Origin of the sequence: Aureitalea sp. L0-47 (assembly GCF_026126405.1) — a bacterium.
Lineage (GTDB): Bacteria > Bacteroidota > Bacteroidia > Flavobacteriales > Flavobacteriaceae > Pukyongia.
Genome location: NZ_JAFMTQ010000019.1, coordinates 1 through 26,186, shown reverse-complemented (window position 1 = coordinate 26,186; position 26,186 = coordinate 1). Strand labels below are relative to the sequence as shown.

The following is a 26,186-nucleotide window of genomic DNA, read 5'->3' as shown; positions in this document are numbered from 1 at the left end:
CACTTTAAATTTCTAATAAAAATTATATTTTTGCCCCTCAGAAAAAAGATATTATGGCAACGTACAAGAAACGAGGGTACAAACCAAAAACCAAAGTTGAGCGGGAGGCGAAGATAGAGGAAGGAAGCACAACGGCAGAGGTGTTCAAAACGCTGGACACTGGTGCATCCAAAACGGAGGCTTGGGTTGAGAAGAATCAGAAGTACATTTTGGGGGTTGTTGGAGCCATCGCTATTTGTGTATTGGGATATATTGGTTACGAGCAATTTATCCAGGAACCAAAGGAGGCGGAAGCTGCCAACGAGATCTTCCAGGCACAACAATATTATGAGCAGGCAATGAATGCTACTGCGTCCGACTCGTTGTATAACCTTGCTTTGAATGGGGGAGAAGGGAAGTATGGTTTTCTTGATATCATCGATAACTACGGAGGAACCAGTGCCGGTAACAGGGCAAAGTACTATGCAGGAATGGCTTACCTGAATCTCAATGATTACCAGAATGCCATTAACTACCTGGACGGGTATAAAGGAAAAGACGAATTGACAGGCCCACTTGCCAAAGGGGCTATAGGTGATGCTTTTGTTCAGTTGAATCAAAACGATGAAGCTCTGAAATACTACGAAGAAGCGGCTACGATGAGTGCTAATGGAGTTACGGCTCCTCGTTTTCTTCTGAAAGCCGGAATCATCGCACTTAAATTAAATAAGCCCGATGTGGCTTTGAAGCACTTCAAAACAATCGAGGACAACCACCCGGATGCACCTGAAGCGGCTCGAGCCGAGATCTATGTTGGTCAGGCAGAGGCAATGCAATAGCAATGGCTACTGAAAATAAAAATTTATCATCTTACGATAACACAGAAATCCCAAACGCGAAAAACTTTCGGTTTGGGATTGTTGTTTCTGAATGGAATTCGGATATCACCCAGGGGATGTTCCAGGGAGCCTTCGATGCCATCATCGATTGTGGTGGAATAAAAGAAAACATCGTTCGGTGGAATGTTCCGGGAAGTTTCGAATTGGTATACGGATGCAAGAAAATGACCGAAGCCTACGAAATGCTGGATGCCGTAATTGCCATTGGATCTGTGATCCAGGGTGAGACCAAACACTTTGATTACGTTTGTGAAGCTGTATCCCAGGGAATCAAAGACTTGAACGTTCAGGGAGATATTCCGGTCATCTTTTGTGTGCTTACCGACAACACCATGCAGCAAGCCATAGACCGCAGTGGTGGAAAGCATGGTAACAAAGGTACCGAGGCGGCCATAGCAGCCATAAAAATGGCGCAACTCAGGAAGGACGCCAGATTCTGATCTTTACTTCTACTTTCTGAGCCCGACTGACAAACAATTTACGGTACGGTAATTGTTGATAAGAAGCCGTATATTGAAGGTTAAAAACTTCAGGTTTTTAAGTACCTTTGACCTAATTCCGTTCCTATGAAAATCAGTTTTCTAAAACGCGTTAAGCCCAATAATCGATACAATTATACACCTCGGTATTACAAAGGAAAGGACGAGGATACCACTCCGTATGAGTTTGGTACGAAGTTCGACAAGTTTGCTGACACCTATAATAAAAACGATTTTGGTGCGCATTGGCGGGATGCGAGGAAAGATATGAGGAGTCGGAGAAATTTCCAGCTCAACCGTACTGTTTTGATCATTGTTATGGTACTCGTATTTATTTTCCTCTGGATTATTGATTTCGACCTATCAATTTTTACACAGTAACTGTCGATGCCAGACATTATTCAGCTTTTACCGGATCATGTTGCTAACCAGATTGCAGCGGGAGAGGTGGTTCAACGCCCTGCTTCCGTAGTGAAGGAACTGCTGGAAAACTCCATTGATTCTGGTGCTACAAAGATCAATCTCGTTGTAAAAGATGCCGGAAAAACTCTTATCCAGGTTACCGATAATGGTTGTGGGATGAGCACTACGGATGCCCGGTTAAGTTTTGAACGGCATGCAACTTCCAAGATAAAATCGGCAGAGGATCTTTTCAATTTACACACCAAAGGTTTCAGGGGGGAAGCACTGGCATCCATTGCGGCCATTGCCCACGTAGAACTCAAAACCAGGACCGAGCAGGCAGAAGTAGGAACAAGGATCTCAATTGAGGGGAGTTCGGTGGTATCCCAGGATCCTGAAGTAGTTCCGGTAGGCACTACAATTTCAGTAAAAAATCTTTTCTATAATATCCCGGCTAGGCGAAACTTCCTTAAGAGTAATCCTGTTGAGACGCGTCATATCATTGATGAATTTCACAGAGTGGCCCTCGCACATCCGCAGGTTTCCTTCCACATGACCCACAACGGCAGCACCGTATTCAATTTACCGGAAAGCAACATACGCCAGCGCATTGTAAATATCTTTGGAAGTAAAGCAAACGAAAAACTCGTGCCAGTTTCGGAAGAAACCGAGATTGTTAAAGTGAGTGGTTTCGCATTGAAGCCTCAATTTGCGCGTAAAAGCAGGGGAGAACAGTTTTTCTTTGTAAACGATCGTTTTATTAAGAGTCCTTATCTGCACCATGCGGTGAATTCGGCCTTTGAAGGTTTGATCAAAGATGGTATGCATCCCGGATACTTTCTTTTCCTGGAAGTAGAACCTACTTCAATCGATATCAACATACACCCCACCAAAACCGAGATAAAATTTGACGATGAGCACGCCATATATGCCATGCTCAGGGCTACGGTTAAGCATAGCCTGGGGCAATTCAGTGTGGCACCCGTGCTCGATTTCGACAAGGATAGTAGTTTCGACACACCTTATGAGTACAGTAAAAAGTCGCCCGTGGCGCCAACCATAGAGGTTGATCAGGATTTTAATCCATTCAAATCGGGTGGAGGAAAAGGAGCCGGGGGATATACGAAATTCAAGGATAAATCGGCTAATTGGGAGTCGCTCTATGTAGGTTTGAAAGATGAATTTAGAACCATGCCTTCGGGAGTGGACGCCACCGAGATAGAATTCGAAAGTGAGGAAGTTAGCGGTCGTCTTTTCGATACTAATGAAACGGAAAAAGGGCAATTCAGCTTTCAGCTTCAGAATAAATACATCTTAAGTCCGATAAAAAGTGGTTTGATGGTAATTCATCAGCACCTGGCCCATCAGCGTATTTTGTACGAGGAATTCCTTCAGAATATAACCGTAAAGGAAGCCGTGAGTCAGCAACTGTTGTTTCCATTGGAGCTGGAATTCAGCAAACCGGACATGGACGTGCTATCCAAAGTTCGTGAAGCACTGGAGAATACCGGTTTTCAGTTCGATATTTTTTCAGAAGAGAAACTAACCATCGCTGGTACACCCGTAGCACTTAAGCACGGAGACATTGGAGAACTCCTGGAACAACTCATCGCTGATATTAAAAACGAGGTTCCTGATGCCAGTTTTAGTATGAACGACCTGCTAGCAAAAAGTATGGCCCGTGGAATGGCGGTAAGAACCGGGACAGTTCTAAATATAGAGGAAAGAGAACATCTTGTGAATAGATTATTCGCTTGCAAGGAACCCAGTGTCTCTCCCGACAATACTCCTGTAGTAGTTACGTTGGATGTTAACGACCTGGATAAACGATTTAAGTAGATGGGAAGAATTTCGGAAACTATAAAAGTACTTATCGTTATCAATGCGCTGTTTTTTATTGGCACATTGATGAATGAAGAAGTCTCTTTCAGGCTTTTCTCATTATACTATTTTGAGAATCCTAATTTCCAGTTATGGCAGCCGGTTACTCACATGTTCATGCATGGTGGTTTTATGCATATACTGTTTAACATGTATGCTCTATGGGCCTTTGGAACTCCTTTGGAAATGCGCTGGGGCAGGAAAAAATTCCTGTTCTTCTATTTTTCAGCAGGATTGGGAGCAGCATTGATCCATACACTAGTGAATTACTACAATGTTACGTCGGTATCGGATGCCTTGTTGCAGGGAGGATGGAGCCCGGCCGAAATAGCCGGCTATCTTAATTTCGGAGAGGGTGGAAGCCGGGCCGTACTTGAAACTGTTCCAATGGATTCAATTACCAAAATGGCGTCAAGTTTCCATACACCTGCTGTAGGAGCTTCCGGGGCAATCTACGGGATACTCGTAGCCTTTGCCATTATGTTTCCAAACATTGAACTCATGCTTATTTTCCTTCCGGTTCCAATAAAAGCCAAATATTTTGTACCCGGATTGATCGCAATGGACCTTATATTTGGTATTACCGGTACGCAAATGGGTATTGCTCACTGGGCGCACATAGGAGGGGCGATCTTTGGATTTATTATGGCGTGGTATTGGAAAAAGAATAGTTTCGACAACACAAGACTTTATTAGGAATGGCAGCCACTTCCCTTACATATAAATACAGAACAGCGGATATGCTGATGAAGCTTATCATCATCAACGCCATCCTCTTCCTGGCATTTCGGTTGGTGAGTTTTTTCATGCAAGCGGATATTCAATATATCACGTCCTGGCTCACTCTTCCTGATGATGTATCGGAATTCGTGACACAGCCCTGGTCATTCTTTACCTACGGTTTTATCCACTTCGGAGTATTCCACATTTTATTCAATATGATCTTCCTCTATGTTTTCGGAAAGATGATCTTAAATTTATTTTCTGAAAAAAAATTGCTCACCATCTATTTGCTGGGAGCCTTTTCAGGAGGGCTGCTATACGTGCTTTCATATAATATTTTCCCGGTATTCGAACGACATGGATATCTTTTAGGAGCATCAGGTGCCGTTATGGCGATAATAGCCTTCATGGCTACCTATTCTCCCAATACACAGCTCCGGCTTTTTGTATTCAATATAAAATTATGGCAAATTGCGGTATTTCTTATTGTGGCTGATCTTATTCGTATTTCAACCGGTGAAAATGCGGGAGGCATGCTGGCGCATATAGGAGGAGCGATCTTCGGATATGTGTATGCCGTTCAACTGGCAAAAGGAAACGATATTGGGAAGTGGTTCGAAAACATTATGGATTGGTTCGCCGGACTCTTTAAAACCAGAAAACAAAAGCCGTTTAAGAAAGTTCATCGAACGCCAAAAAGATCGGCCGGAGATAAGTCAATGGATAAAAGTGACCACCAGCGCAAAGTGGATGCAATTTTGGATAAGATCAGTAAGAGTGGTTATGATAGCCTGACAAAGGCGGAAAAAGATTTCCTGTTCAAGGCAGGAAAAGAAGACTAAAACGAAACCAATATAGGGATGCTTTACAGATTAATGCTTTGGGGCAGCAGAATTGCCGTGCTTTTACTGGCACTTTCCTTCATTGTTCCCTTTCTTGCTCCTGAACGTTTTCCCAATCTGTCCATGGCGAGTCTTGCGGTTTCTCCCCTTATCTTTCTGAATATCATCTTCCTGATTTACTGGTTCCTTAAGCGATGGAAGAAAGGCATTTTAACCGCCCTGGTACTATTTATCGCTTATTTGCATTTTGGTCCGTTCATTGAATTCTCTTCGGAAGGGGATACGAAAGAATACCGCGAAACGCTGTCTTTGTCGTCCTACAACGTACGCTTATTCAATGCCTATGAAAAAGAAGTGGACACCGCCGAAGTTTCAGAAGTACTCTCGACAATGATCGCAACACAACAACCCGATGTGATAGCGGTTCAGGAGTACTATAACCCAAACAGCGTCGACTTCAGCAGTTACCCCTACAGCTTCATTCACTTTAAAAAAGGGAATAAATTAGGGCATGCTGTCTTCTCCAAATTTCCAATTGTAAACAAGGGAGCTTTCGATTTTAATAAATCCTATAACAACAGCATTTATGTCGATATAGCAAAAGGAAGTGATACTATTCGCGTCTATAATTTGCACCTACAGTCAATCGGCATTCTTCCCGATGTAGGTTATTTGCAGGATGGCGATACGGAGCGTATCAGGTTGCGCATGGCGCGTAATTTCAAGAAACAACAAGGACAGGTAGAAGAAATCTTGAAACACAAGGCTACATCGCCTTATCCGGTATTAATGGCTGGTGATTTCAACAACACCGCGTTCTCCTACATTTACCGAAAGCTCACGAAGGATATGACGGATGCTTTTCTTGTGAGGGGAAATGGAATAGGGTCGACCTTTAAATTCGATTTTTACCCTATGCGTATCGACTATATCATGGCTTCAGAAAATTCTTTCGATGTAATTAATTTTGAGACGCTTGAAACCTCCTTCTCTGATCACAAGCCCGTTTTCGCGACCTTAGGGTGGCCCAGGCGAACGGAGTGATCATAACACTAATTTCTGTTCTTCCAGGTAATCTAATGTGTTGGGCCCTTCGTTAAAAAGGAGATCCAGGATGGATAGGTTTGGCAAAAAGCCGTGGTTCGCCTGAAATACCTGGGTATAGGAAGAAAAACTCTGCTCCTTTTCACTTTTGGAAACTACAAGGGAGCGCAGGTCAAAATAATTGGTATTTACTTCATACTGATCAGTTTGAGAAGTGTGCACATCGAGCCCAATCAATTCTGAAATAACACTAAAAATCTCCAGGTTGTGATCCATTAGCTTTTCCACCGGTTTGTTGAACAGAGGTTCCAGATCATCCTCGTAAAATTCGAAATAAGGTGAGGTGCGGTAGGCTGTCTGAAGTGACTTCCAATGCTGTGATTGCCAGGGAAAGCTGTTTTCCACAAAAACATCTTTTGTCTTTTGCCTTCTGCCATCCTTACTGTGTTTGATAGGTACATTTAGTAATAAGCGTCCATTGGTGTGAGCGATATGGGACCTGTTCCGATAGGTTTGCTTTTGGTAATTGTCTTCCACTTCGAAGATCACTTCTTCGGCAATAGCTATGGAAACCATGTGGGCGATGGATGGAAAATAGCTTGGATGGATTAATAGAGTTTGGATAACTATCTTTTATTTAATACTACACTAACTATCTTATTTGTCTTTACCGGACCGATTTCCCTTGAATCCATTGCATTATCACGATTGTCGCCCATTACGTATATCTCATCATCACCTAATTTGATGGTTTGATCTATCTTGTTCAAATCCGATGGATTCTTCCATTTTTTATAATTGCGTTTTAGTGCGATCGAATCTATCATAAATTTTACATAGGTTGAATCGTTGATCGGAAAATGGCTGATATTATATCCGTATTGTGGGTTTTCAATTTCACTTCGATCTACCAAATAGGCATGCTTTAAAGTTAGAAGGCTATCCACATTCCTGCCATTCACATAGGTCACATCATTCTTGAAAGTAATGGTTTCTCCGGGTAAGCCAATTAATCTGAAGACATAATATGTAGTGTCAGATTGTTCAAAGATCACAAAATCATATCGATCATAATCCTTAAAACTTGAAGCCCAAATTGTTGAATTTACAGGCAATGCCGGTTCATTAGAGTTGGTAGGAATATGGTATTGTCTGAAGAAATGTTGAAAATGATAAAAAACAACAAGTACAATGATAAAAGCAAGGCCCGAAAAAATCAGAATTTTACTTTTTATATTCACTTGAAATTACGCTTTTTTCTTCTTCCTTTTTCTGAAGAAATTAAACACAAACCATCCCGCTAATAGAATAACGAAATATTTAAAATAGGATACAGGTTTTCCTTCTCCATGAACTGTGGTAAATAGTCGTTCCCAACGGATCTTGTTCGCTATTCCCTGTCCATTAGTGTTCCAGCTGAACCAGACGAATACCGGCTTTCCAACTACGTGGTTGAACGGCACATACCCCCAGGCTCTTGCATCCTGTGAGTACGAACGGTTATCACCCATCATCCAGTAATAATCCATTTTGAAAGTATACTCAGTTATTGGCTCTCCGTTGAGCAATACCTGGTTGCCTTTCTGGCTGATCTTGTTTTCAATTCCCAATTCACGTCCTTCATACACTTCGATGATCTGCCTGTAAAGAGGAATGCTCTCAGGGGTTATGGCAACCGTTTTTCCAGCTTCCGGTATGTAAACTGGTCCGAAATTATCCGTGTTCCAGGCGTAAGCAGGGTGCTGTGGAAAGGTGTTTGCGTCACTTTGTGAAGAATCCTGTACCCTTCTTTCGATACTTACGATAGACGGATTATTCTTCAACTTTGCTGCGGTTTCGTCCGTTAATTGGGCGATATGCAGATGATTTTGAGTATTCGGATCCTGTCCCGCCCACTGAACGTCTGATATATCATAGCGATTGGCAATAAATGGAGTAGGAGTGGACGTTGCTTTACCATCTCTGACTAGTACCAAAATATTCTTAGACTCTACCACATATGAGAACTGCAATTTCGCCCGATCTGGAAGTTCATTTTGTTTGCCATTGATAAACACATAGCCATCTCTAACCTCTAATGAGTCACCAGGTAAACCTACACAGCGTTTCACATAATTAGTCTTCTTGTCGATGGGTTTGATGTATGTACCTTTATACGGCCGTACAATATCGACCAATGTATCCACCGGCCAACTGAATACAACGATCTCATTTCTGTCGATATTTTCGAATCCGGGAAAACGAAAATAAGGGTATTCCGGACCTTTGAAATACGACCTTGTCTTCGCCAAGGGAATTGTATCATGTACCATAGGGAGTGAAACCGGTGTTATCGGCGCCCTAGCTCCGTAATGATATTTACTCACAAACAGGAAGTCTCCAACAAGAAGCGTTTTTTCAAGAGATGAAGTTGGAATCGTGTAGGGCTGCATGATGTAGGTGTGTACAATAGTAGCAGCAACAACCGCAAATAGTACAGAGCTCACCCATTCACCGGTACTGGTGCGTGGTTTTAGGTCGCGATCTTCAATATAGGTCACATCCTGGGTGTAGTTGATGTAGTAGATGTAAAGTCCCAGGGTAATTAGCACTAGGGCCGTATCCGTGGCATTATTCCTTCCGAAACTCCGAATGGTTTCCACCCAAACCACCGGAAACATGATAAGATTCACAATAGGGATAAACAGCAGTATAACCCACCACCAAGGGCGGTTAATGATCTTCATCAGGACAACCGCATTGTACACTGGCACTGCAGCTTCCCATGCTTTCCTACCTGCCTTGACATACAATTTCCAGGTTCCCAGAAAGTGAACAACCTGTAATATTAATGCGAATAATAACCAACCAGTTAACGTCATTTTGTATCCTTTTCAGAAGGAAATTTTCCCTCTAATGTTGTTGTTTTATAATCCCAGCACATCTTTCATGCTGAAAACTCCTTTTTTATTCTGAAGCCATTCGGCCGCCAACAATGCTCCTCGAGCAAATCCGTCTCTATTGAACGCTTCATGACGGATGCTGATTTTATCAACTTCCGAACGATATTCGATCTCGTGAATTCCTTTCACATCGCCCTCTCGCCTGGCTTTTATGGGAACTCCGTCTCCTGTAGTACCTTCTAAAAACCAATTGCTGTACCCCAGGTTTTCGAGTATATCCTCAACAAGCGTAATCGCCGTGCCGCTGGGAGCATCCTTCTTTTGGGTATGATGTGTTTCTGAAATCCGAACATCGTATTCGGATCGCTGTTTCATCTGCTTTGCAAGATATTCATTCAAACCGAAAAAGAGGTTTACCCCAATGCTGAAATTGGACGCATAGATAAAACTTCCGTTACGGTCTTCACATAGTTTTAGCACTTCATCGTATTTGTCCAACCATCCGGTTGTACCACTCACCACGGGAATTCCTTCCTTCAAACACTTCTGAATATTCTCAAATGCTGCCTCCGGAGTAGAGAATTCAATGGCTACATCTGCCTCTTTAAAGACTCCCCGTTCAAGATCTTTGTCTGAGGTATACACTACCTCATACCCTGCTTCTTTTACCAGTGCTTCGATAGTCTTACCCATTTTACCGTAGCCAAGAAGTGCAATTTTCATTTGAGATTCAGTTTAAAGGACAATCCGTAATTTGCCTGTGCACTCAACGGATCTACATAAAGATTCGGACTCAAAGTAAGATCGTCGCTCACATTATACTGACTAAGATGCGCATCGACATTAGCATCGATGATATTTACCAGGTAAAAGGCGAGAGAGACAATGATGCTTACATCTTTATTACGTTGAGCGGATCGTTGAGCGTCTATCAATCGTTCATCAGATATCACCGGAGAGTCTCCATTACCGTAGAATTCATCGTCAGTAAAGCCGGCAAGTCTTCGTTTGTAAGCATTGCGAAATCGATCGTAATCATTATCGTTTTGGATATAAAAGTAGACCCCGGTAGCCATCCCGGCATATATGATTGGTATCTTCCAGTATTTTTTGTTGTAGGCTTGTCCCAAGCCTGGCAAAACTGCAGAATAGAAAGCTGCCCTGGAAGGAGCAAGGGGATCATACACCTGTTTAGTGGTTACAGAATCGCGCACTACAAGGACTTCTTCCCTCGAAACATTCAGGGAATCTGTGGTTTGAGCGAAGATCGAAGTTGCCGAGAGTATGAATAGGATATATACGAGCCTACTTTTCACCTTTTATGCGATTCAGTATTCGGAGGAATTCTTCTTTATTGGCAAAAGGTACAACAAACTGCCCGTTTCCTTTGCCTGAGACTTTCACCTGGACCTTGCTGTTAAGGAACTCGGAAAGTTCATTTTTTGCGTCCAGTGCATAAGAAGGAATTGCTTTCGAAGCGGCCTTGGTTGTGGTAGTGGATGGCGCCTTTAGCGCTCGTACCATAGCTTCAGTCTCCCTAACGGAAAGCTTATTGCTGAGTATCTTTTCGTAAATGTCCAGCTGTGTATCAGTATTGTCAACATTTATCAGAGCCCGTCCATGTCCCATGGAAATAAACCCATCCCGCATACCGGTTTGGATAATGGGATCCAATTTCAGAAGTCGTAAATAATTAGCGATGGTGGAGCGATTCTTACCAACTCGATCGCTCAAGGCTTCCTGGGTTACCTGTATTTCTTCGATGAGCCGTTGATAGGATAAGGCGATCTCTATAGGATCCAGGTCCTGCCGTTGAATGTTCTCAACCAGCGCCATTTCCAGGGATTCCTGGTCGTTGGCAATGCGGATGTATGCAGGTATGGTTTCGAGACCTATAAGCTTGGAAGCACGAAATCTGCGCTCACCACTCACCAACTGGTATTTGTTGAAACCCAGCTTGCGAACGGTAATGGGTTGGATGACGCCTAATTCACGTATGGAAGAAGCCAACTCTCTCAAGGTTTCCTCATTAAAACTCGTCCTTGGCTGGAATGGATTCACCTCGATACTGGCCAGCTCAAGCTCAACGATATTTCCAACAACCTTATCGGCGTTTTTGTCTTCAACAGACTGGATATCGTTGGCAGGGTCTTTCAGCAGCGCTGAAAGGCCTCGGCCCAGAGCTTGTTTTTTCGTCGCTTTCGCCATAAAAACTTATGCGGATTTTTCTATTAATTCCTCTGCCAAACTTAAGTAATTATTGGCACCTTTACTACTGGCGTCATAACTAATTATGCTTTCACCAAAGCTGGGTGCTTCACTTAAACGGACATTCCTCTGAATGATTGTTTTAAAAACCATTTCATCGAAGTGCTTTTTTACTTCATCCACAACCTGGTTTGAGAGTCGTAACCTAGAGTCGTACATAGTGAGTAACAAACCTTCAATGTCGAGTTCAGGATTGTGTATCTTTTGAACGCTCTTTACAGTATTCAGAAGCTTGCCAAGGCCTTCCAGCGCGAAATATTCACACTGGATGGGAATTATAACCGAATCTGCCGCAGTAAGTGCATTCAGGGTAAGCAGCCCAAGAGATGGCGCACAATCGATCAGGATATAGTCGTAATCCTCCTTTAATTCACGAATGGCAGTTTTCAGCATGTATTCGCGATTGTCCTTATCCACGAGCTCGATCTCTATGGCCACAAGGTCTATATGGGCCGGAATAAGATCAAGATTTGGAGAGGAAGTCTGTACTATGGCATCTTTTGCTGAAACAGTGTGTTCTATGAGATGGTAGGTTCCATGCTGCACATTTTCCACATCAATTCCCAGCCCCGAAGTAGCATTTGCCTGGGGATCTGCATCAATCAATAGCACCTTTTTCTCCAATACTCCCAGTGAAGCGGCGAGGTTTACCGATGTAGTGGTCTTACCCACGCCTCCTTTCTGGTTTGCGACAGCAATTATTTTACCCATTAGGTTTGTTGAAATTAAGCACTAAAAATACGATTAATTACGGGGAATCGAAATCAATTTTGTTAACAGAAAGTGAACAATTAGTGTGTCCGTTTGTCTCAGTCTATTGCGTATCTTAGCCTTTAAGAAGTACCTGATGAAGTTGAAAAGTTTATTCCGCCCTAAGATAATTGCTGGCATTGTTCTCTTCGGAATCATTGCCGGAGGAATCTGGTACGCTCAACTATCCAATCGCCATAAAGCGATTGTAAAGACTACATTACTGCACGGCCTTCGGATTATTGATCACGATTGGGAAATTTCACATTCCGATAGCACTATTGCACTGGAGTCTCCCGATCTGCTCGTGGATAACATTTACCAATCCATGGATGGCCCCCAGGCCATACTCAATCTGGAATTGAATCCCGAAGACGACAATTTAAAATGGATCACGGGTTTTAAGACTGAGGTGTTTAGGGAGGGAACTTACGAACACAACAATGATTTTCTTTGCCATACCAATATCGATTTCTCTAGTGGGATTCATTACCAGAATCTAAAACTTCCAAAGCGCATTAATGTTCGATATCCCAGGCTGGGTACTTTATCCAATGGTATTAATGAAGTTAATTTTCCGGAAGGATTTGGCTTTCCCATAACAGGCAAAGATGCATTTATCATCGCTTCCCGTACTCTGAATCACAATATTGAGGACGCCTTCTTCAAAGTGAAGCATAATATTGAATTTAGAATCGAACCTGCCGAAAAACAGTTAAAACCATTGGTTCCTAAAGCCCTGGTACTGCTACAGGATTTCAACCGTGATAACCCCGATCACCCGGAGCGAAGCGACGATCCTAATCTTTGCTTACCGCTGGATCTTAAAAATCATTCATTCCCAGATGCCGAAGGTGTTCGATTAGCAGGCCATTGGGTACTACCTAAGGGAGAACACCTCTACAAATTCGACGTTACTTATCAACTTCACTTTGAAGAGGATACAACTATTCATGCCATGACTGCTCACTTGCATCCCGATGCCCAGCGATTTACACTCTACGATCTAACTGCCGATAAGGAGGTGTACACCATCGAATGCGAGAATTACGAGGAGAAGATCGGACTCAAAAACGTTTCTTCCTATTCAAGTGTTGAAGGGATTCCCATCTACGTCGATCACCAATATGAATTACAATTACTTACAAACAATCCTTCGGATGAATTTAGGGATATGATGGCAGTGCTGTTTATGTATGTGTACGACAGGGAGATGGATGAGCACCTTCAATCGACTAATTATCTTAACTAGGACTTTTTCTTAGAGCGGATCATCGCTTCCAGCATATCCCACATTTGTTGTGGTACTTCTTCCAGTAGGTTCATTTGTCCTGCGCCTTTAAGCCATTCTCCGCCGTCTATGGTGATAACCTCTCCATTGAGGTATGAGGAGAAGTCGGATACCATATAGGCCGCGAGATTCGCCAGTTCCTGGTGTTCACCTACACGTTTTACCGGCACTTTCTTAGCAGGGTCGAATTTTTCTTTTAGTTCTCCAGGTAATAGTCGGTCCCAGGCTCCTTTGGTAGGGAAGGGGCCTGGCGCGATGGCATTAAAACGCATACCGTATTTGGCCCATTCAACTGCCAATGAGCGAGTCATAGCCAATACTCCAGCCTTAGCGGTGGCACTAGGTACTACATAGGCAGATCCGGTCCAGGCGTAAGTGGTGACAATGTTGAGCACGACTTTGTTAGTTTCCTTCTTCTCGATCCAATGCTTACCAAATGCCAGCGTACAATTCTTTGTTCCTTTAAGAACAATGTCAATGATAGTGTCGAAGGCGTTGGCCGATAATCTTTCGGTAGGAGATATAAAATTACCCGCGGCATTATTCAGAAGTACATCCACGGAGCCAAATTCCTTTACAGAAGCTTCCAGCAAGGCCTCCACCTGGTCGTAGTGACGAACATCACATTGCACAGCCAAGACCTTTCCACCCGTTTGGGCCTCCAGTTCTGCCTTCACCGTTTCCAGTTTTTCCAGGTTACGTGAAGTGATCACTACGTTGGCACCTAGTTCCAGAAAGTAGGTCGTCATCGATTTTCCGAGTCCGCTACCCCCGCCGGTAACAACTATTGTTTTTCCTTTGAGTGCGTCATCGCGAAGCATTTTAGCATGAAGATCCATGAATTGAATTTTAAGAATGATAAAAGTACGGAATAAATCAAAATTATTATGCTTGCATAATAGATTTATAAACTACACAATGCTTAAATCTGGGATCTCCCTCTATTTGGGGATGCTGAACAGTTCCGATCTTCTTCATCCCGATCTTTTGCATCACTTTTTGTGAACCGATGTTTGTATCCGTTGCGAAAGCCAGTACTTCATCAATACCGAATTTGTCTTTCGCAGCCTCGATGCAGGCCATGGCCCCTTCGGTGGCATAGCCCTTTCCCCAGGCAGAACGTTTCATTCGCCAGCCAATATCGACACAAGGTGTGTATTCACTTTCCCAGTTTTGATTTGCAAGCCCTATGAAGCCAATGAACTCTCCGGTTTCCCAAAGATCGACTGCAAAATAACAATAACCGTAAAGTTCAAAATGCGCCTGTAGCCTTCGGATTAGAGCTATGGATTCGTCCCTGGCAAGTACTTTAGGAAAATGCTTCATAACTTCAGAATCCGCGCACATTTCAGCAAAGGGTTTTTCGTCTGAAATTTTCCAATTGCGTAATCCCAGGCGCTCGGTTGTAATAACATATTCCATCTGACTAATGTATATATTTCTTTCAGAAAAGAATAACTTCAGAAATAAGTATGTTGGATAAATCCACGGTTTTGTCAGTATAATCCTGCTTAACACACTTTTAACGCTTTTCATTTAGACTTTTTTTGTCTTTGGTGTAATTTTAATCGGTAACATCAACTTCAATAAAAAATGAAAGCTAACTTCAAGACAATCAATCGAATATTTCTAATCACGCTATTCATTGCTTCATTTGTGTCCTACGCTCAAATAAAGCAAACCGCCTCGGTAGAAGGTATTACTGAATATCAGCTTGACAATGGATTAAAAGTATTGTTGTTCCCTGATAATTCGGCCCAGACCATCACGGTGAACATCACCTATAAAGTGGGTTCACGCCACGAAGGATATGGAGAAAAAGGTATGGCTCACCTTCTGGAGCACCTTGTTTTCAAGGGGACACCCAACCACCCGGATATTCCACAGGAACTCACCTCTCATGGGGCGCGGCCTAATGGCACCACCTGGTACGACAGGACCAATTACTTTGAAACCTTCAATGCAACCGATGAAAACCTCGATTGGGCCCTGGACCTGGAAGCCGACAGGATGGTAAATTCCTATATCGCCAAAAAAGACCTCGAATCTGAGTTTTCGGTAGTGAGAAACGAATTCGAAGCAGGCGAGAATTCACCTACCAATGTACTTATGAAGCAAGTGATAAGCGCGTCCTTCCTTTGGCACAATTACGGACAATCCACTATTGGTAATCGATCCGACATTGAACGTGTACCTATTGATAACCTGAAAGCTTTCTACAAGAAATACTATCGTCCGGATAATGCGGTGCTAATGATCACCGGTAAATTCGATAAGAACAAAACCCTGGAATTGGTTCAGAAGAAGTTCGGTCCACTTAAAAACCCACCCCTACCGCTCAGGGATGTTCCTACTATTGAACCTCCGCAAGACGGGGAGCGAATGGTAAAATTGGAAAGAGTAGGGGACCTTCAGGTGATGGCGGCTCTTTATCACACACCGGCCGGGTCTCATGAAGACTATGCTGCCTTGTCTATCATTGAAAATGTGCTGACGGATCAACCTTCGGGCAGACTTTACAAAGCCCTGATCGATTCTCAGAAAGCTTCGTCTATTTGGTCGTTTGCACCATTTACCAAAGAGCCATCGTTTATGTATTTCAATATGGATATTCCTTCGGAGAAATCGTATGAAGAGGCTGAAAAGACGATGTTGACATTATTCGATGAACTAAAGGATAACCCAATCACACAAGAAGAATTAAAACGAGCCAAAGCTAATTTGCTGAAAGAGATGGACGAGATATTCCGTAATTCTTCCTATCTGGGAACCTATATGAGTGAGTTTATTGGTGCTGGTGATTGGCGATTGGCATTTATACACCGTGACAGGGTAGAGGAAGCTACTTTAGAACAGATAAACAATGCCTTAAAAAAATATTTTATTCCAACCAACCGCACCGTAGGAAGATTTGTTCCTACCAAAAACCCGGTCAGGGTTGGAATTCCTCATACAGATGGATTGGACGAGTTAGTGGCCAACTACAAAGGCCGTGAAGGATATGCCGCCGGAGAAGCCTTTGATGTTTCCTATGATAACATTCAACAACGCCTGGAGCAGGGCAAATGGGAAAAGAGCGGTATAGACTATGGCTTGATCAAAAAAGACAACCGAGGTAAGACGGTTTATTTGAATTTCGCCATGCGAAACGGAACGGTTGACGATCTTATGAACAAGGGAATGACGGCATCCTATGTCGCCAGTATGCTGAACAAAGGAACTAAAACCAAAACACGGCAGGAGATCGAAGATAAATTAAGCGAATTGAAGTCTTCCATTTATTTCGGTGGAAACAACGGCAAAATATTTACTTATATAAATTCGAAAGAAGAAAACCTGATGGAAACCCTGGCATTGGCAGCGGATATGTTGAAAAATCCCGCCTTCCCTGAGGAAGAACTGGAAAAGATACGTGTACAGGACCTGGCAAATATTGAAATGAATAAAAGTGAACCAGGATACCAGGCATCTGTTCGAATGGGACAAATTAACCAGAATTACCCTAAAGGGCACCCCTTATACAATATGACCACAGAGGAGAGAGAAGAAGCAATAAAGGCAGTTACTATCGAGGATATGAAGAAATATCATTCCGACTTTTACGGAATATCCAATAACGCGACAGTGATTGCCATTGGTAACTACGATGAAGAAAAGCTAAAGAATTTCTTTGATACAGAATTTTCAGGTTTCAAGTCGGATAAGCCATTCACACAGATTCCTCAGAATTTCCATCCCGTTAAACCAGCAAACGAAAAGATCAAGACACCGGACAAGAAAAATGCTATTACCGTTGGAACCTTGACGTTTGAATGCAATCAGTACAATGATGATTATCCAGCCTTGCAAATCGCAGGTTCCATCTTTGGTGGAGGATTTTTAAATTCGAGGATAGCGGAACGCCTGCGTCAGAAAGATGGTGTGAGCTATGGAGCCGGAGGAGACGTGACCGTAGACGATAGTAATAAAGAGAAAAACTCATCAATGTCTATATATGCTATCTACGCACCTGACAATGAAGATAAAGTTCAGCTGGGATTCAAGGAGGAGATCGATAGGTTCATAGCCGACGGTATCACCCAGGAAGAATTAGACAATGCCATTAATGGTTGGGTGGAAGCACAAGCAGTTGGACGAGCTAAGGATAATGAATTAGCAAGTGCCATCAACAACAATATTTTCTTCGAGCGCGATATGATGTTCCAAAAAGGAATAGAAGAAAAGGTGAAAAAACTCACCGTTGAAGATGTCAATGCGATTATCAAAAAATACTTCAAACCAATCACCGAATGGACAGTTGTAAACGCTGGTGACTTTAAGAATATGCTAGAAGTCTCCAAGGATGATAAATTGAAGAACTAAAATTCGAAAAAAAGCTGTCGAAAGACAGCTTTTTTTTATGCTACAGAATCGATAAGGATTTCCAGCATTTCAATTGCCGCTTCACTGATCTTAGTACCCGGGCCATATACAGCCACTGCGCCAGCGTCAAATAGAAACTGATAATCCTGGTGAGGAATTACGCCACCAACGATCACCATGATATCATCACGGCCTTGCTTCTTTAATTCTTCAATTACCTGAGGAACCAGTGTTTTGTGTCCGGCCGCCAGGGATGATACCCCAAGGACATGGACGTCGTTCTCCATGGCTTGCTTAGCTGCCTCAAATGGCGTCTGGAATAATGGGCCAATATCTACATCGAAGCCAACATCGGCATATCCAGTGGCCACTACTTTGGCACCACGGTCGTGGCCATCCTGTCCCATTTTGGCAATCATGATCCTGGGTCGACGACCTTCCATTTCTGAAAACTTATCTGCCATTTCCCTCGCTTTCTCGAAGGATGGGTCTTTCTTAATTTCTTTACTGTACACGCCGCTAAAGGATCGAATTTGTGCTTTATACCTTCCGAATTTCGTTTCCAGCGCATCGGAGATCTCGCCGAGAGTAGCTCTTTCACGGGCTGCTTCTACCGCTAAATCTAGTAAATTTCCTTCACCCGTGCTGGCGCATTCGGTTAATTTATCCAAGGCCTTTGAAACAGCCTCATTGTTTCTTTCTTTCTTGATCCGGTTAAGCCGCTCGATCTGTCCCAACCGAACTTTTTGATTATCGACATCCAGGATATGAAGCGGATCCTCTTTCTCAAGCCTGTATTTATTCACACCCACGATCACATCTTGTCCGCTATCAATACGTGCCTGTTTTCTCGCTGCAGCCTCTTCAATTCGCAACTTCGGAATTCCAGCCTCGATTGCCTTGGTCATGCCACCGAGTTCCTCCACTTCCTGAATAAGTGCCCATGCCTTTTCGGCGATCTCATTAGTGAGTGATTCTACATAATAACTTCCCGCCCATGGGTCAACGGTACGAGTGATATGGGTTTCTTCCTGAAGGTAGATCTGCGTATTCCTCGCGATCCTGGCAGAAAAGTCGGTGGGTAAGGCAATGGCTTCATCCAGTGCATTGGTGTGAAGCGACTGTGTTCCGCCGAAAGCTGCCGCTGCTGCCTCGATACAGGTTCGGGCAACGTTATTGAAAGGATCTTGTTCCGTAAGGCTCCATCCGCTTGTCTGACTATGCGTGCGAAGCGATAAGGATTTTGGATTCTCCGGATTGAATTGCTTCACCAGTTTAGCCCATAGCATACGAGCAGCTCGCATCTTCGCAATTTCCATGAAATGATTCATTCCAATTGCCCAGAAAAACGAAAGACGGGGAGCGAAACTGTCGATATCCATACCTGCTTCCAAACCAGTACGGATGTATTCTAAACCGTCTGCGAGAGTATAAGCCAATTCTATGTCACATGTAGCTCCGGCTTCCTGCATATGGTATCCGGAAATAGAGATGGAGTTGAACCTCGGCATCTTCCTGGAAGTGTATTCAAAAATATCGCTTATGATCTTCATGGAAGGAGTAGGTGGATAGATATATGTGTTTCTCACCATAAATTCCTTCAAGATGTCATTCTGAATGGTTCCTGCTAGTGCTTCGGGGGCTACACCTTGTTCTTCAGCAGCAATGATATAAAATGCCATGATTGGTAAAACGGCGCCATTCATAGTCATGGAAACACTCATTTTATCAAGCGGGATCTGATCGAAGAGTATCTTCATGTCCTCAACACTATCGATAGCTACGCCGGCCTTCCCAACATCTCCAACTACCCGTTCGTGATCACTGTCGTAGCCACGGTGGGTTGCAAGGTCGAAAGCTACGGATAGACCCTTCTGACCGGCCGCTAGATTCCTTCGGTAGAATGCATTACTATCTTCGGCCGTTGAAAATCCTGCATACTGGCGAATCGTCCAGGGCCTCCTTACATACATGGTAGCGTATGGACCGCGGAGGTTAGGGGCGATGCCAGCAACGAAATCAAGATGGTCCAATTCAGAAAGATCCGATGCACTGTATTCACCCTTTATCTTAATATCCTCGGCAGTTGAGCTGCTTCTTGCTTCACTTCCGGAGGTTTTGTTAGGAATATTTTTCAGGTTTAAATGTTCCAGGTTTTTTCTACTCATCATTTCCAAATTTTGTTGGATGATTGCAATACTATTTTACTTTGCTTCGCCAGCGATGCGTTCTTTTTCAAGGTTTTCGGCTAGTCTGCGAGGGATTATCGGTTCGATCAATGTTTTTCTGGGATCCATTTTTACAAAGGGATATAGTTCTAGTTGGTCCTCCATTCTATCATCCGGATTGGGGTGCTTGTTGGTTCCCAGTAGTACGATTTCCCCATTGTCGAATGCTTGCTGCTCTTTATTGGCACTTTCCTTTATTTTTTTCTGAATGGTTCCTTCTTTCAGGGCTTTCAGAAATCCGCCTGAAGCTTCGATCTCCTTGAATAACTTGAGGGCAGCTTCTGCTAGTTGATCCGTAAGGGATTCGATATAATAGGTGCCGTCTGCGGGATTTGAAACAGTATCAAAATAGCTTTCCGATTTCAGAATAAGTAATTGATTTCGAGAAATACGTTCACCGAATTCATTGCTTTTATGATAGAGAGCATCGTAAGGTAGATTACTAATTGCATTTGCACCTCCCAGAACGGCACTCATGCATTCGGTAGTTGTTCTCAGCATATTTACGTTGTAATCGTAGATCGATTTGTTCCTTCGCGAAGGCACTGCCTGCACATTGCATTCGGTAGGCATACCATACTCTTGCGCTACAATTGCGTAGAGCTTCCGCAGGGCTCTTATTTTGGCAATTTCGAAGAAATAGTTGTTCCCAACAGCAATGCCGAAGTTAATTCGCACTGATTTTTGTTGCTGAAAGTGATTCAGGTATTCATTGGCATGTGCGAGGGTGTAAGCAAGTTGCTGCACTAAATTCGCGCCTGCTTCCTGGTATATCCCTGAGTTTACACCCAGTATATTTTCCGAAGGAAATGTAGACATCAGTTTATCAAGGACAGTGTGGTCCGACTGCAGGTTTTCAAACCAGTTACCGGATCTTGCCAGGTGGCCTATGATATCGACGTTGTAAAATGCCCTTGCATGATTCCCTTTCAGAAATGAAACAAGAGAATGTATGAAATCAGCATCCAGGAAATCTAAACTGAAGTATAGCGCACATCTGCTGAAATCGAATTTATCAAAAAGCGTATTGATGATGAAGCTTTTATTCGCAGTAAAGAAGATCGCTTCGGCACCGCGGTCTAGTGCATCCAGGGTTAATTTGTTTGCTATTTTGACATCGTCTACATGCACCTGCTGCATTACCTGCCATTCATCCGGATGACCCGGCACAGGGCTGAATTCATTCTTGAAGTCGTCACGATGGTAGAATGGTTTAACATGAATACCTTCAGGAGATTGCCAGATCAATGTCTCGTTGTAATCGGCTCCTTTCAGGTCCATCTGAATTTTCTGCTTCCAGGCTTTTGCGGAAACACCTTCAAATTCTTCAAATAGTTTACTCATTGTCCTTACTGTTTTTAAGGCTGTCCTCGTCCTCTATGATATAAATATCTTCGTTCTCCTTTTTAAGGTAATATTTCTCGCGTGCGAATTTCTCCATTTCCGAACTGTCCTTCATTTTCTCTATGAATGCCTTGTCTTTCTCAATCTCCTTTTTATAGAATTCCTTATTCTCTTCCAGGCCCTTTATATCCTCGTCAAGTTCGCGATGAATAAAGTATGAATTGGTGTCGAAAAAGATCATCCACACGATAAAAAAGATGAGTATCAGCACATAGGTACTGCTGATAACCAAAAACCATTTGTTCTTTTTTAATTCGGAAAATTTCACGCTTTGTCCTCCAGTTTCTGGTTAATGATATTCCTTATGAGTTGAACGGCAACGGTATTATAACGGTTCGTAGGAATGATGATATCGGCGTATTCTTTGGTAGGTTCGATGAATTCCTGGTGCATTGGTTTCAGCGTAGTTTGATAGCGGTTTAGCACTTCGTCAAGGTCTCTGCCACGTTCCATGATATCCCGTTTTAATCGTCTGATCAATCGTTCATCGCTATCTGCATGAACATATATCTTCAGGTCGAACAAGTCTCGTATCTCGGGATGTGTAAGTATCAGAATGCCTTCAACGATAACGACCTTCTTTGGGTGTGTTGTTAATGTCTCTTTGGTTCGGTTATGTTCAACGAAAGAATAAACAGGTTGTTCTATCGACTTTCCTTGCTGAAGTTCTTTGAGCTGTTGAACGAGTAAGTCGAAATCGATGGCCTGAGGGTGATCGAAGTTGATATCCACACGCTCGTCATAGGTTAGATGACTGGTATCTTTATAGTATGAATCTTGTGAAATAATACAAACCTCGCCCTCGGGCAATTGATCGATAATCTGTTGGACAACGGTTGTCTTACCGCTACCGGTACCCCCGGCAATACCAATAGTAAGCATAGGCTTTACGGTTTGTACAAAAGTAGCAATAATGTTAAAGCGAAAACATGACGCACGTCCTATTTAACAATAGCCTCTATTCTGTTACTTTCGAAACCTCCGCTGCAGTGACCATTTTTTGCTGGGTGTTTCCCCATGAGTTCATCACGTAGTTCAGAGCATCTGCCACCTCCTTGTCGCTCAACCCCATGGCTACCATTACGCTGTTATAGGTTTTTCCATTCACTACGATCTCTCCGGATTGGCCGTATTTTACAGCATGAATGCTCTCGGATCGCTTATCGGTTAGCCAATCCGATCCGGCAAGTGGCGGAAAGGTTCCTTCAATACCCTTTCCGTTGGCCATATGACATTGCATACAGAAATCCGTGTATAATATCCCACCACGTTCGATACTGGCCGCTAGTTGTTCGGCACTATCTGGTTTCAATTGTGCTGCTGAAGCACGCTTTTTAGGCTTCGACTCACAACCAAAGAGAAGTACTACGACTATAAAAGAAATAAGTATTCGCATATTTAATATTAATTCGGGACTACTTTATAAATTCCATCGCCTTCCACTGCGATATATATATAACCATCAGGTCCTTGTTTTACATTTCTTACTCGTCCAATATCTTCGGCAATTTTTTCCCTTCCGATTACTTTATCACCGTCCAGTTTTACTAATTCCACATAATTGAATTTTAATGACCCCACAAGTAAGTGGCCTTTCCATTCGGGATATCTGTTGCCGGTAACAAAGGTCATTCCGCAGGGAGCTATTGATGGCACCCAGTAATAGACGGGCTGTGCCATCCCTTCCCGCTTTGTTTCTTCGGTGAATTTTGTACCACTGTAGTTAATTCCGTAGGATATTACAGGCCAACCGAAGTTGGTTCCCTTTTTTACAATATTTATCTCATCACCCCCTTTTGGTCCGTGTTCGTGGATCCAAATTTCTCCGGTCTCCGGATGTTTCGCCATACCCTGGGGATTTCTGTTTCCATAGGTAAAAATAGCGTGTTTAGCATTGGGATCTCCAACAAAAGGATTGGAAGAAGGGATGGTTCCATCATCTTCCAGGCGATAGATCTTACCGCCATCGCGAGTTATATCCTGCGGATTCACATCGCGATCTCCTCGGTCTCCAATGCTAAAATAAAGGTAGCCTTCGTCGTCGAATTCGATCCTCGACCCGAAATGTTGCCCCCTGCTGCTGTTAGGAGAAGCTTTATAAAGATCTTCTATTTCAACCAGCGAGTTCCCTCGCAGTTTTGCCCGGGATATTTTAGTGTTACCGCCGCTTCCTTTTCCTTCTGAAGATACGTAGGTGAAATAGATCCATGGGTGCTGTTTGTAATCGGGATGCAATTCAATGTCGAGGAGCCCTCCCTGTCCTCGAACATAGATGCCGGGAACGTTTTCAATTTTGGTCTTTGTTCCATTCTTGAAACGAATGATATCTCCCCTTTTTTCGGTAATGAGCATACTACCGTCGGGTAACCAGGTCATACCCCATGGATTGTCAAGATTATCAACAATCCGTTCTGTCGAGTAGGTTCTCTGTGCCTCAGATCTTACCGCTATATCATTCTCATTCCTAATGTCATTACAAGACGTTAACAGGCTAAATATCAAAAAGAAAAGCGTGAAATAGTTCAAATGAAATTTATTCATAGCTTAACATGTATTCATTGATTTTTAGGGCGCTGAGCCGTATCTTAGTATAACTGAAATTTATAACATTTTCAGCAAATTCAAGCTTGAATTAACAAAATATTACTAATCAAAATAGGTGGAAAATGAAGATTGATCGATCCCAGGTTGCTGATCTCGTAAAAAGAATTGAAACGATAGTTGATCACATTCATCAGAGAGAGCTTGCGGAGAGATTGAGAATAGATAATGTGGATCCCTATTACAGGGATAGTGCCATTAACATGGTGCATTACGATGCCTTTAGGGAGAAGGATCTGAGAGAAATACAGAAGATACTACGAAATTTGGCCCTTTCACGTTTGGCAAATGCTGGAAGCCATCTTGAATCCAGCCTATTGAATACAATCTTGATCCTGAAGCGACTTCTAGGGGAACAACCGGGGCTCGAATCGCCCAATCGTCTCCCGATTCAAGTGGGAAAGTTAATGCTCAGGTCTCGAACTATCGACCTATTAGGAGAAATTAAAGACAAGCGACGAGTTCGAATAATGGTCACTCTACCCAGTGAAGCTGCTACAAACTACGAAATGGTGCAAAATATGGTGTCTTCGGGAATGGATTGCGCAAGAATCAATTGCGCGCATGATAATGAAGAAACCTGGCTTAAGATAATTAAGAATGTGAATGCAGCGGCAGCAATGGTTGGAAGGAATGTAAAGATCGCCATGGATCTTGCGGGCCCTAAAATTCGTACAGGTCCAATTGAACCGGGACCGCGAATTCGAAAGTTCACACCTAAAAGGGATGAATCAGGGCACATACTCAAACCTGCTTTGATTCAGTTGGTAAAGGAACTATCGGGAACCAGTAACCAAAAAGAGTTGGTGGTAGATGCGGCCTGGTTGAGAAAACTGCAAAAAGGAGATAAGTTAAAACTTGTTGATACCAGGGACAAGAAGCGTCGCCTCCACGTCATTGAAACGGGAGAACGGGTGCTGGTAGAAACATATAAAACCTGCTATATCAGTACGGGAACCCGAATTATTCCGAAGAACATAAATCTTCCGAGCACCTTAGTAGGCACACTTCCCGCCATGGAACAGGCTATATTGCTTAATGTTGGTGATGAAATTTACATTACCAGGGAACAATTACCCGGGATCCCAGCCAGATTGGATACTGAAGGAAAGGTGATCGAACCAGCCCGTGTCTCTTGTCTCACACCAGAATTGATAGATCAAGTAGGAATAGGGGAGACCGTTCTTTTTGACGATGGTAAGATAGAGGGAAAGATTATTGAATGTACTTCAGATTATTTCATCGTTCGCATTACACGTTCACTTGATAATGGAACCAAGCTTCGTGCAGAAAAAGGAATGAATTTCCCGCAGAGTCAATTGAATATCAATGGATTATCACAAAAAGACCGAGAAGACCTGAAATTTGTGGCAAAACATGCGGATATAGTGAACTTTTCATTTGTGAATAATGCTGAAGATGTCCGAGAACTGTTCGCCGAATTGAAATCGTTGAATGCTTTAGAAGACATCAGTGTAATTTTAAAGATTGAAACCAAAATGGCCTATCAGAATTTAAAAGATATTTTGTTTGAAGCCATGAGATCTCGATATATCGGAGTCATGATTGCCCGGGGAGACCTTGCCGTGGAAATTGGCTGGGACCGTATTGGCCAGGTCCAAAACGAGATTCTTTCCCTTTGCGAAGCAGCCCATATCCCGGTAGTTTGGGCCACACAGGTGCTTGAGAACCTGGCTAAAAAAGGATTGCCTTCACGTTCTGAAATTACCGATGCAACTTCCTCACTTCGGGCAGAATGTGTCATGCTGAATAAAGGAGCATACATCCTTGATGCTATTAGGCTGCTCAATACCATTTTGATCGATATGGAGCGTTTCCATGAGAAGAACGAACACATGCTCCCGAAACTAGCGAAACTCTGAGCAGGAAATTCTTTATAAAAACTTCTCTGTTTCAAAATTTAGAATATATTTGCACACTTCAAAAAGGAGTCATATCCTAATGAAGACTACGGATAAACTCCGCTCGGTTCCCGGGCTACTTGGATTGGTAGTTTATTGGAATTTGGGATTTGAATATTGTTTTTTGCAGCGGAAGCTGTTTACTCGGGGTGTAGCGTAGCCCGGTTATCGCGCCTGCTTTGGGAGCAGGAGGTCGCAGGTTCGAATCCTGCCACCCCGACCGAGAAAA

Annotated in this window: 25 protein-coding genes and 1 tRNA gene; 11 read left to right on the top strand and 15 right to left on the bottom strand. The window is 43.1% G+C overall.

Translation table 11 applies throughout. From position 1 onward, the window contains the following. Window positions 1-53 precede the first annotated feature (53 nt). The 7 genes from J1N09_RS14265 to J1N09_RS14235 all read left to right on the top strand — a co-directional run bounded on the left by J1N09_RS14265 (window position 54) and on the right by J1N09_RS14235 (window position 6,249). Complete coding sequence (locus J1N09_RS14265) at window positions 54-818, top strand: tetratricopeptide repeat protein (RefSeq protein WP_265200928.1); 765 nt, start codon at window positions 54-56, stop codon at window positions 816-818. A 2-nt stretch (window positions 819-820) separates the two neighbouring features. After that, entirely contained in the window at window positions 821-1,318 is a 498-nt protein-coding gene (gene ribH / locus J1N09_RS14260) for a 6,7-dimethyl-8-ribityllumazine synthase (RefSeq protein ID WP_265200926.1), read from the top strand. A gap of 126 nt (window positions 1,319-1,444) precedes the next feature. Further along, on the top strand, window positions 1,445-1,738 hold the full coding sequence (locus J1N09_RS14255; protein ID WP_265200925.1) for a hypothetical protein: 294 nt from the start codon (window positions 1,445-1,447) through the stop codon (window positions 1,736-1,738). 6 nt (window positions 1,739-1,744) lie between these two features. Further along, window positions 1,745-3,598 carry a DNA mismatch repair endonuclease MutL gene (gene mutL / locus J1N09_RS14250; protein ID WP_265200923.1) on the top strand — a complete coding sequence of 618 codons (1,854 nt, stop codon included), beginning with the start codon at window positions 1,745-1,747 and terminating at the stop codon, window positions 3,596-3,598. Beyond that, window positions 3,599-4,336 (top strand): rhomboid family intramembrane serine protease, encoded by a 738-nt coding sequence (locus J1N09_RS14245; RefSeq protein WP_265200922.1) that lies wholly within the window; start codon window positions 3,599-3,601, stop codon window positions 4,334-4,336. It abuts the gene before it with no gap. Between the two features lie 2 nt (window positions 4,337-4,338). Continuing rightward, a complete protein-coding gene (locus J1N09_RS14240; RefSeq protein ID WP_265200921.1) occupies window positions 4,339-5,205 on the top strand; it encodes a rhomboid family protein in 867 nt (288 codons plus the stop codon). Window positions 5,206-5,223: 18 nt separating this feature from the next. Next, a complete protein-coding gene (locus tag J1N09_RS14235; RefSeq protein WP_265200920.1) occupies window positions 5,224-6,249 on the top strand; it encodes an endonuclease/exonuclease/phosphatase family protein in 1,026 nt (341 codons plus the stop codon). Here J1N09_RS14235 and J1N09_RS14230 read toward each other — a convergent pair whose 3' ends face one another. Genes J1N09_RS14230 through J1N09_RS14200 form a run of 7 tightly spaced genes read right to left on the bottom strand, consistent with a single transcriptional unit; the run spans window position 6,250 to window position 12,110 of the window. Then, window positions 6,250-6,858 (bottom strand): WbqC family protein, encoded by a 609-nt coding sequence (locus J1N09_RS14230; RefSeq protein WP_321160818.1) that lies wholly within the window; start codon window positions 6,856-6,858, stop codon window positions 6,250-6,252. Between the two features lie 17 nt (window positions 6,859-6,875). After that, window positions 6,876-7,490 carry a signal peptidase I gene (lepB, locus tag J1N09_RS14225; RefSeq protein WP_265200919.1) on the bottom strand — a complete coding sequence of 205 codons (615 nt, stop codon included), beginning with the start codon at window positions 7,488-7,490 and terminating at the stop codon, window positions 6,876-6,878. A gap of 6 nt (window positions 7,491-7,496) precedes the next feature. Continuing rightward, window positions 7,497-9,110, bottom strand: coding sequence for a signal peptidase I (gene lepB / locus J1N09_RS14220; RefSeq protein WP_265200917.1), 1,614 nt, complete (start codon window positions 9,108-9,110; stop codon window positions 7,497-7,499). A 45-nt stretch (window positions 9,111-9,155) separates the two neighbouring features. Continuing rightward, the gene (gene dapB / locus J1N09_RS14215; protein ID WP_265200916.1) at window positions 9,156-9,854 is read right to left on the bottom strand and encodes a 4-hydroxy-tetrahydrodipicolinate reductase; all 699 of its coding nucleotides are present in this window, start codon (window positions 9,852-9,854) and stop codon (window positions 9,156-9,158) included. Beyond that, window positions 9,851-10,447 (bottom strand): DUF5683 domain-containing protein, encoded by a 597-nt coding sequence (locus J1N09_RS14210; RefSeq protein ID WP_265200915.1) that lies wholly within the window; start codon window positions 10,445-10,447, stop codon window positions 9,851-9,853. The genes dapB and J1N09_RS14210 overlap by 4 nt, the downstream gene beginning before the upstream one ends. Beyond that, on the bottom strand, window positions 10,437-11,339 hold the full coding sequence (locus tag J1N09_RS14205; protein WP_265200914.1) for a ParB/RepB/Spo0J family partition protein: 903 nt from the start codon (window positions 11,337-11,339) through the stop codon (window positions 10,437-10,439). The genes J1N09_RS14210 and J1N09_RS14205 overlap by 11 nt, the downstream gene beginning before the upstream one ends. Before the next feature lie 6 nt (window positions 11,340-11,345). Continuing rightward, a complete protein-coding gene (locus tag J1N09_RS14200) occupies window positions 11,346-12,110 on the bottom strand; it encodes a ParA family protein (protein WP_265200913.1) in 765 nt (254 codons plus the stop codon). 136 nt (window positions 12,111-12,246) lie between these two features. On the opposite strand from J1N09_RS14200, the gene J1N09_RS14195 reads away from it, so the two are divergent. Then, on the top strand, window positions 12,247-13,401 hold the full coding sequence (locus J1N09_RS14195) for a hypothetical protein (RefSeq protein WP_265200912.1): 1,155 nt from the start codon (window positions 12,247-12,249) through the stop codon (window positions 13,399-13,401). Here the strand turns inward: J1N09_RS14195 and J1N09_RS14190 are convergent. Together J1N09_RS14190 and J1N09_RS14185 are read right to left on the bottom strand one after the other, a co-directional pair. Continuing rightward, window positions 13,398-14,279: an SDR family oxidoreductase gene (locus J1N09_RS14190; RefSeq protein ID WP_265200911.1), complete on the bottom strand. Its 882-nt coding sequence runs from the start codon at window positions 14,277-14,279 to the stop codon at window positions 13,398-13,400. The two genes, J1N09_RS14195 and J1N09_RS14190, sit on opposite strands and share 4 nt — an antisense overlap. 46 nt (window positions 14,280-14,325) lie before the next feature. Next, on the bottom strand, window positions 14,326-14,976 hold the full coding sequence (locus J1N09_RS14185; RefSeq protein WP_265200910.1) for a GNAT family N-acetyltransferase: 651 nt from the start codon (window positions 14,974-14,976) through the stop codon (window positions 14,326-14,328). Between the two features lie 57 nt (window positions 14,977-15,033). Between J1N09_RS14185 and J1N09_RS14180 the strand changes: the two genes are divergently transcribed. Next, the gene (locus tag J1N09_RS14180) at window positions 15,034-17,802 is read left to right on the top strand and encodes a M16 family metallopeptidase (RefSeq protein WP_265200909.1); all 2,769 of its coding nucleotides are present in this window, start codon (window positions 15,034-15,036) and stop codon (window positions 17,800-17,802) included. Between the two features lie 35 nt (window positions 17,803-17,837). Here J1N09_RS14180 and scpA read toward each other — a convergent pair whose 3' ends face one another. The 6 genes from scpA to J1N09_RS14150 all read right to left on the bottom strand — a co-directional run bounded on the left by scpA (window position 17,838) and on the right by J1N09_RS14150 (window position 23,975). Further along, entirely contained in the window at window positions 17,838-19,970 is a 2,133-nt protein-coding gene (scpA, locus tag J1N09_RS14175) for a methylmalonyl-CoA mutase (RefSeq protein ID WP_265200908.1), read from the bottom strand. A gap of 36 nt (window positions 19,971-20,006) precedes the next feature. Then, window positions 20,007-21,374 (bottom strand): methylmalonyl-CoA mutase subunit beta, encoded by a 1,368-nt coding sequence (locus J1N09_RS14170; RefSeq protein WP_265200907.1) that lies wholly within the window; start codon window positions 21,372-21,374, stop codon window positions 20,007-20,009. After that, on the bottom strand, window positions 21,367-21,702 hold the full coding sequence (locus tag J1N09_RS14165; protein WP_265200906.1) for an FtsB family cell division protein: 336 nt from the start codon (window positions 21,700-21,702) through the stop codon (window positions 21,367-21,369). The genes J1N09_RS14170 and J1N09_RS14165 overlap by 8 nt, the downstream gene beginning before the upstream one ends. Next, window positions 21,699-22,316 carry a uridine kinase gene (gene udk / locus J1N09_RS14160; RefSeq protein ID WP_265200905.1) on the bottom strand — a complete coding sequence of 206 codons (618 nt, stop codon included), beginning with the start codon at window positions 22,314-22,316 and terminating at the stop codon, window positions 21,699-21,701. The genes J1N09_RS14165 and udk overlap by 4 nt, the downstream gene beginning before the upstream one ends. Before the next feature lie 76 nt (window positions 22,317-22,392). Further along, a complete protein-coding gene (locus J1N09_RS14155) occupies window positions 22,393-22,830 on the bottom strand; it encodes a c-type cytochrome (RefSeq protein ID WP_265200903.1) in 438 nt (145 codons plus the stop codon). An 8-nt stretch (window positions 22,831-22,838) separates the two neighbouring features. Then, window positions 22,839-23,975, bottom strand: a complete 1,137-nt coding sequence (locus J1N09_RS14150; protein WP_265200902.1) for a PQQ-dependent sugar dehydrogenase — start codon at window positions 23,973-23,975, stop codon at window positions 22,839-22,841. A gap of 125 nt (window positions 23,976-24,100) precedes the next feature. Between J1N09_RS14150 and J1N09_RS14145 the strand changes: the two genes are divergently transcribed. Next, window positions 24,101-25,918, top strand: a complete 1,818-nt coding sequence (locus J1N09_RS14145; RefSeq protein ID WP_265200900.1) for a pyruvate kinase — start codon at window positions 24,101-24,103, stop codon at window positions 25,916-25,918. 184 nt (window positions 25,919-26,102) lie between these two features. Then, window positions 26,103-26,177, top strand: a tRNA-Pro gene (locus J1N09_RS14140). Window positions 26,178-26,186: the final 9 nt, after the last annotated feature.

Coding starts and splice junctions, on each gene's coding strand:
- J1N09_RS14265 (WP_265200928.1), top strand. CDS start 54: ATGGCAACGTACAAGAAACGAGGGTACAAACCAAAAACCAAAGTTGAG.
- ribH (WP_265200926.1), top strand. CDS start 821: ATGGCTACTGAAAATAAAAATTTATCATCTTACGATAACACAGAAATC.
- J1N09_RS14255 (WP_265200925.1), top strand. CDS start 1,445: ATGAAAATCAGTTTTCTAAAACGCGTTAAGCCCAATAATCGATACAAT.
- mutL (WP_265200923.1), top strand. CDS start 1,745: ATGCCAGACATTATTCAGCTTTTACCGGATCATGTTGCTAACCAGATT.
- J1N09_RS14245 (WP_265200922.1), top strand. CDS start 3,599: ATGGGAAGAATTTCGGAAACTATAAAAGTACTTATCGTTATCAATGCG.
- J1N09_RS14240 (WP_265200921.1), top strand. CDS start 4,339: ATGGCAGCCACTTCCCTTACATATAAATACAGAACAGCGGATATGCTG.
- J1N09_RS14235 (WP_265200920.1), top strand. CDS start 5,224: ATGCTTTACAGATTAATGCTTTGGGGCAGCAGAATTGCCGTGCTTTTA.
- lepB (WP_265200917.1), bottom strand. CDS start 9,110: ATGACGTTAACTGGTTGGTTATTATTCGCATTAATATTACAGGTTGTT.
- dapB (WP_265200916.1), bottom strand. CDS start 9,854: ATGAAAATTGCACTTCTTGGCTACGGTAAAATGGGTAAGACTATCGAA.
- J1N09_RS14205 (WP_265200914.1), bottom strand. CDS start 11,339: ATGGCGAAAGCGACGAAAAAACAAGCTCTGGGCCGAGGCCTTTCAGCG.
- J1N09_RS14200 (WP_265200913.1), bottom strand. CDS start 12,110: ATGGGTAAAATAATTGCTGTCGCAAACCAGAAAGGAGGCGTGGGTAAG.
- J1N09_RS14195 (WP_265200912.1), top strand. CDS start 12,247: ATGAAGTTGAAAAGTTTATTCCGCCCTAAGATAATTGCTGGCATTGTT.
- J1N09_RS14190 (WP_265200911.1), bottom strand. CDS start 14,279: ATGGATCTTCATGCTAAAATGCTTCGCGATGACGCACTCAAAGGAAAA.
- J1N09_RS14185 (WP_265200910.1), bottom strand. CDS start 14,976: ATGAAAAGCGTTAAAAGTGTGTTAAGCAGGATTATACTGACAAAACCG.
- J1N09_RS14180 (WP_265200909.1), top strand. CDS start 15,034: ATGAAAGCTAACTTCAAGACAATCAATCGAATATTTCTAATCACGCTA.
- scpA (WP_265200908.1), bottom strand. CDS start 19,970: ATGAGTAGAAAAAACCTGGAACATTTAAACCTGAAAAATATTCCTAAC.
- J1N09_RS14170 (WP_265200907.1), bottom strand. CDS start 21,374: ATGAGTAAACTATTTGAAGAATTTGAAGGTGTTTCCGCAAAAGCCTGG.
- udk (WP_265200905.1), bottom strand. CDS start 22,316: ATGCTTACTATTGGTATTGCCGGGGGTACCGGTAGCGGTAAGACAACC.
- J1N09_RS14155 (WP_265200903.1), bottom strand. CDS start 22,830: ATGCGAATACTTATTTCTTTTATAGTCGTAGTACTTCTCTTTGGTTGT.
- J1N09_RS14150 (WP_265200902.1), bottom strand. CDS start 23,975: ATGAATAAATTTCATTTGAACTATTTCACGCTTTTCTTTTTGATATTT.
- J1N09_RS14145 (WP_265200900.1), top strand. CDS start 24,101: ATGAAGATTGATCGATCCCAGGTTGCTGATCTCGTAAAAAGAATTGAA.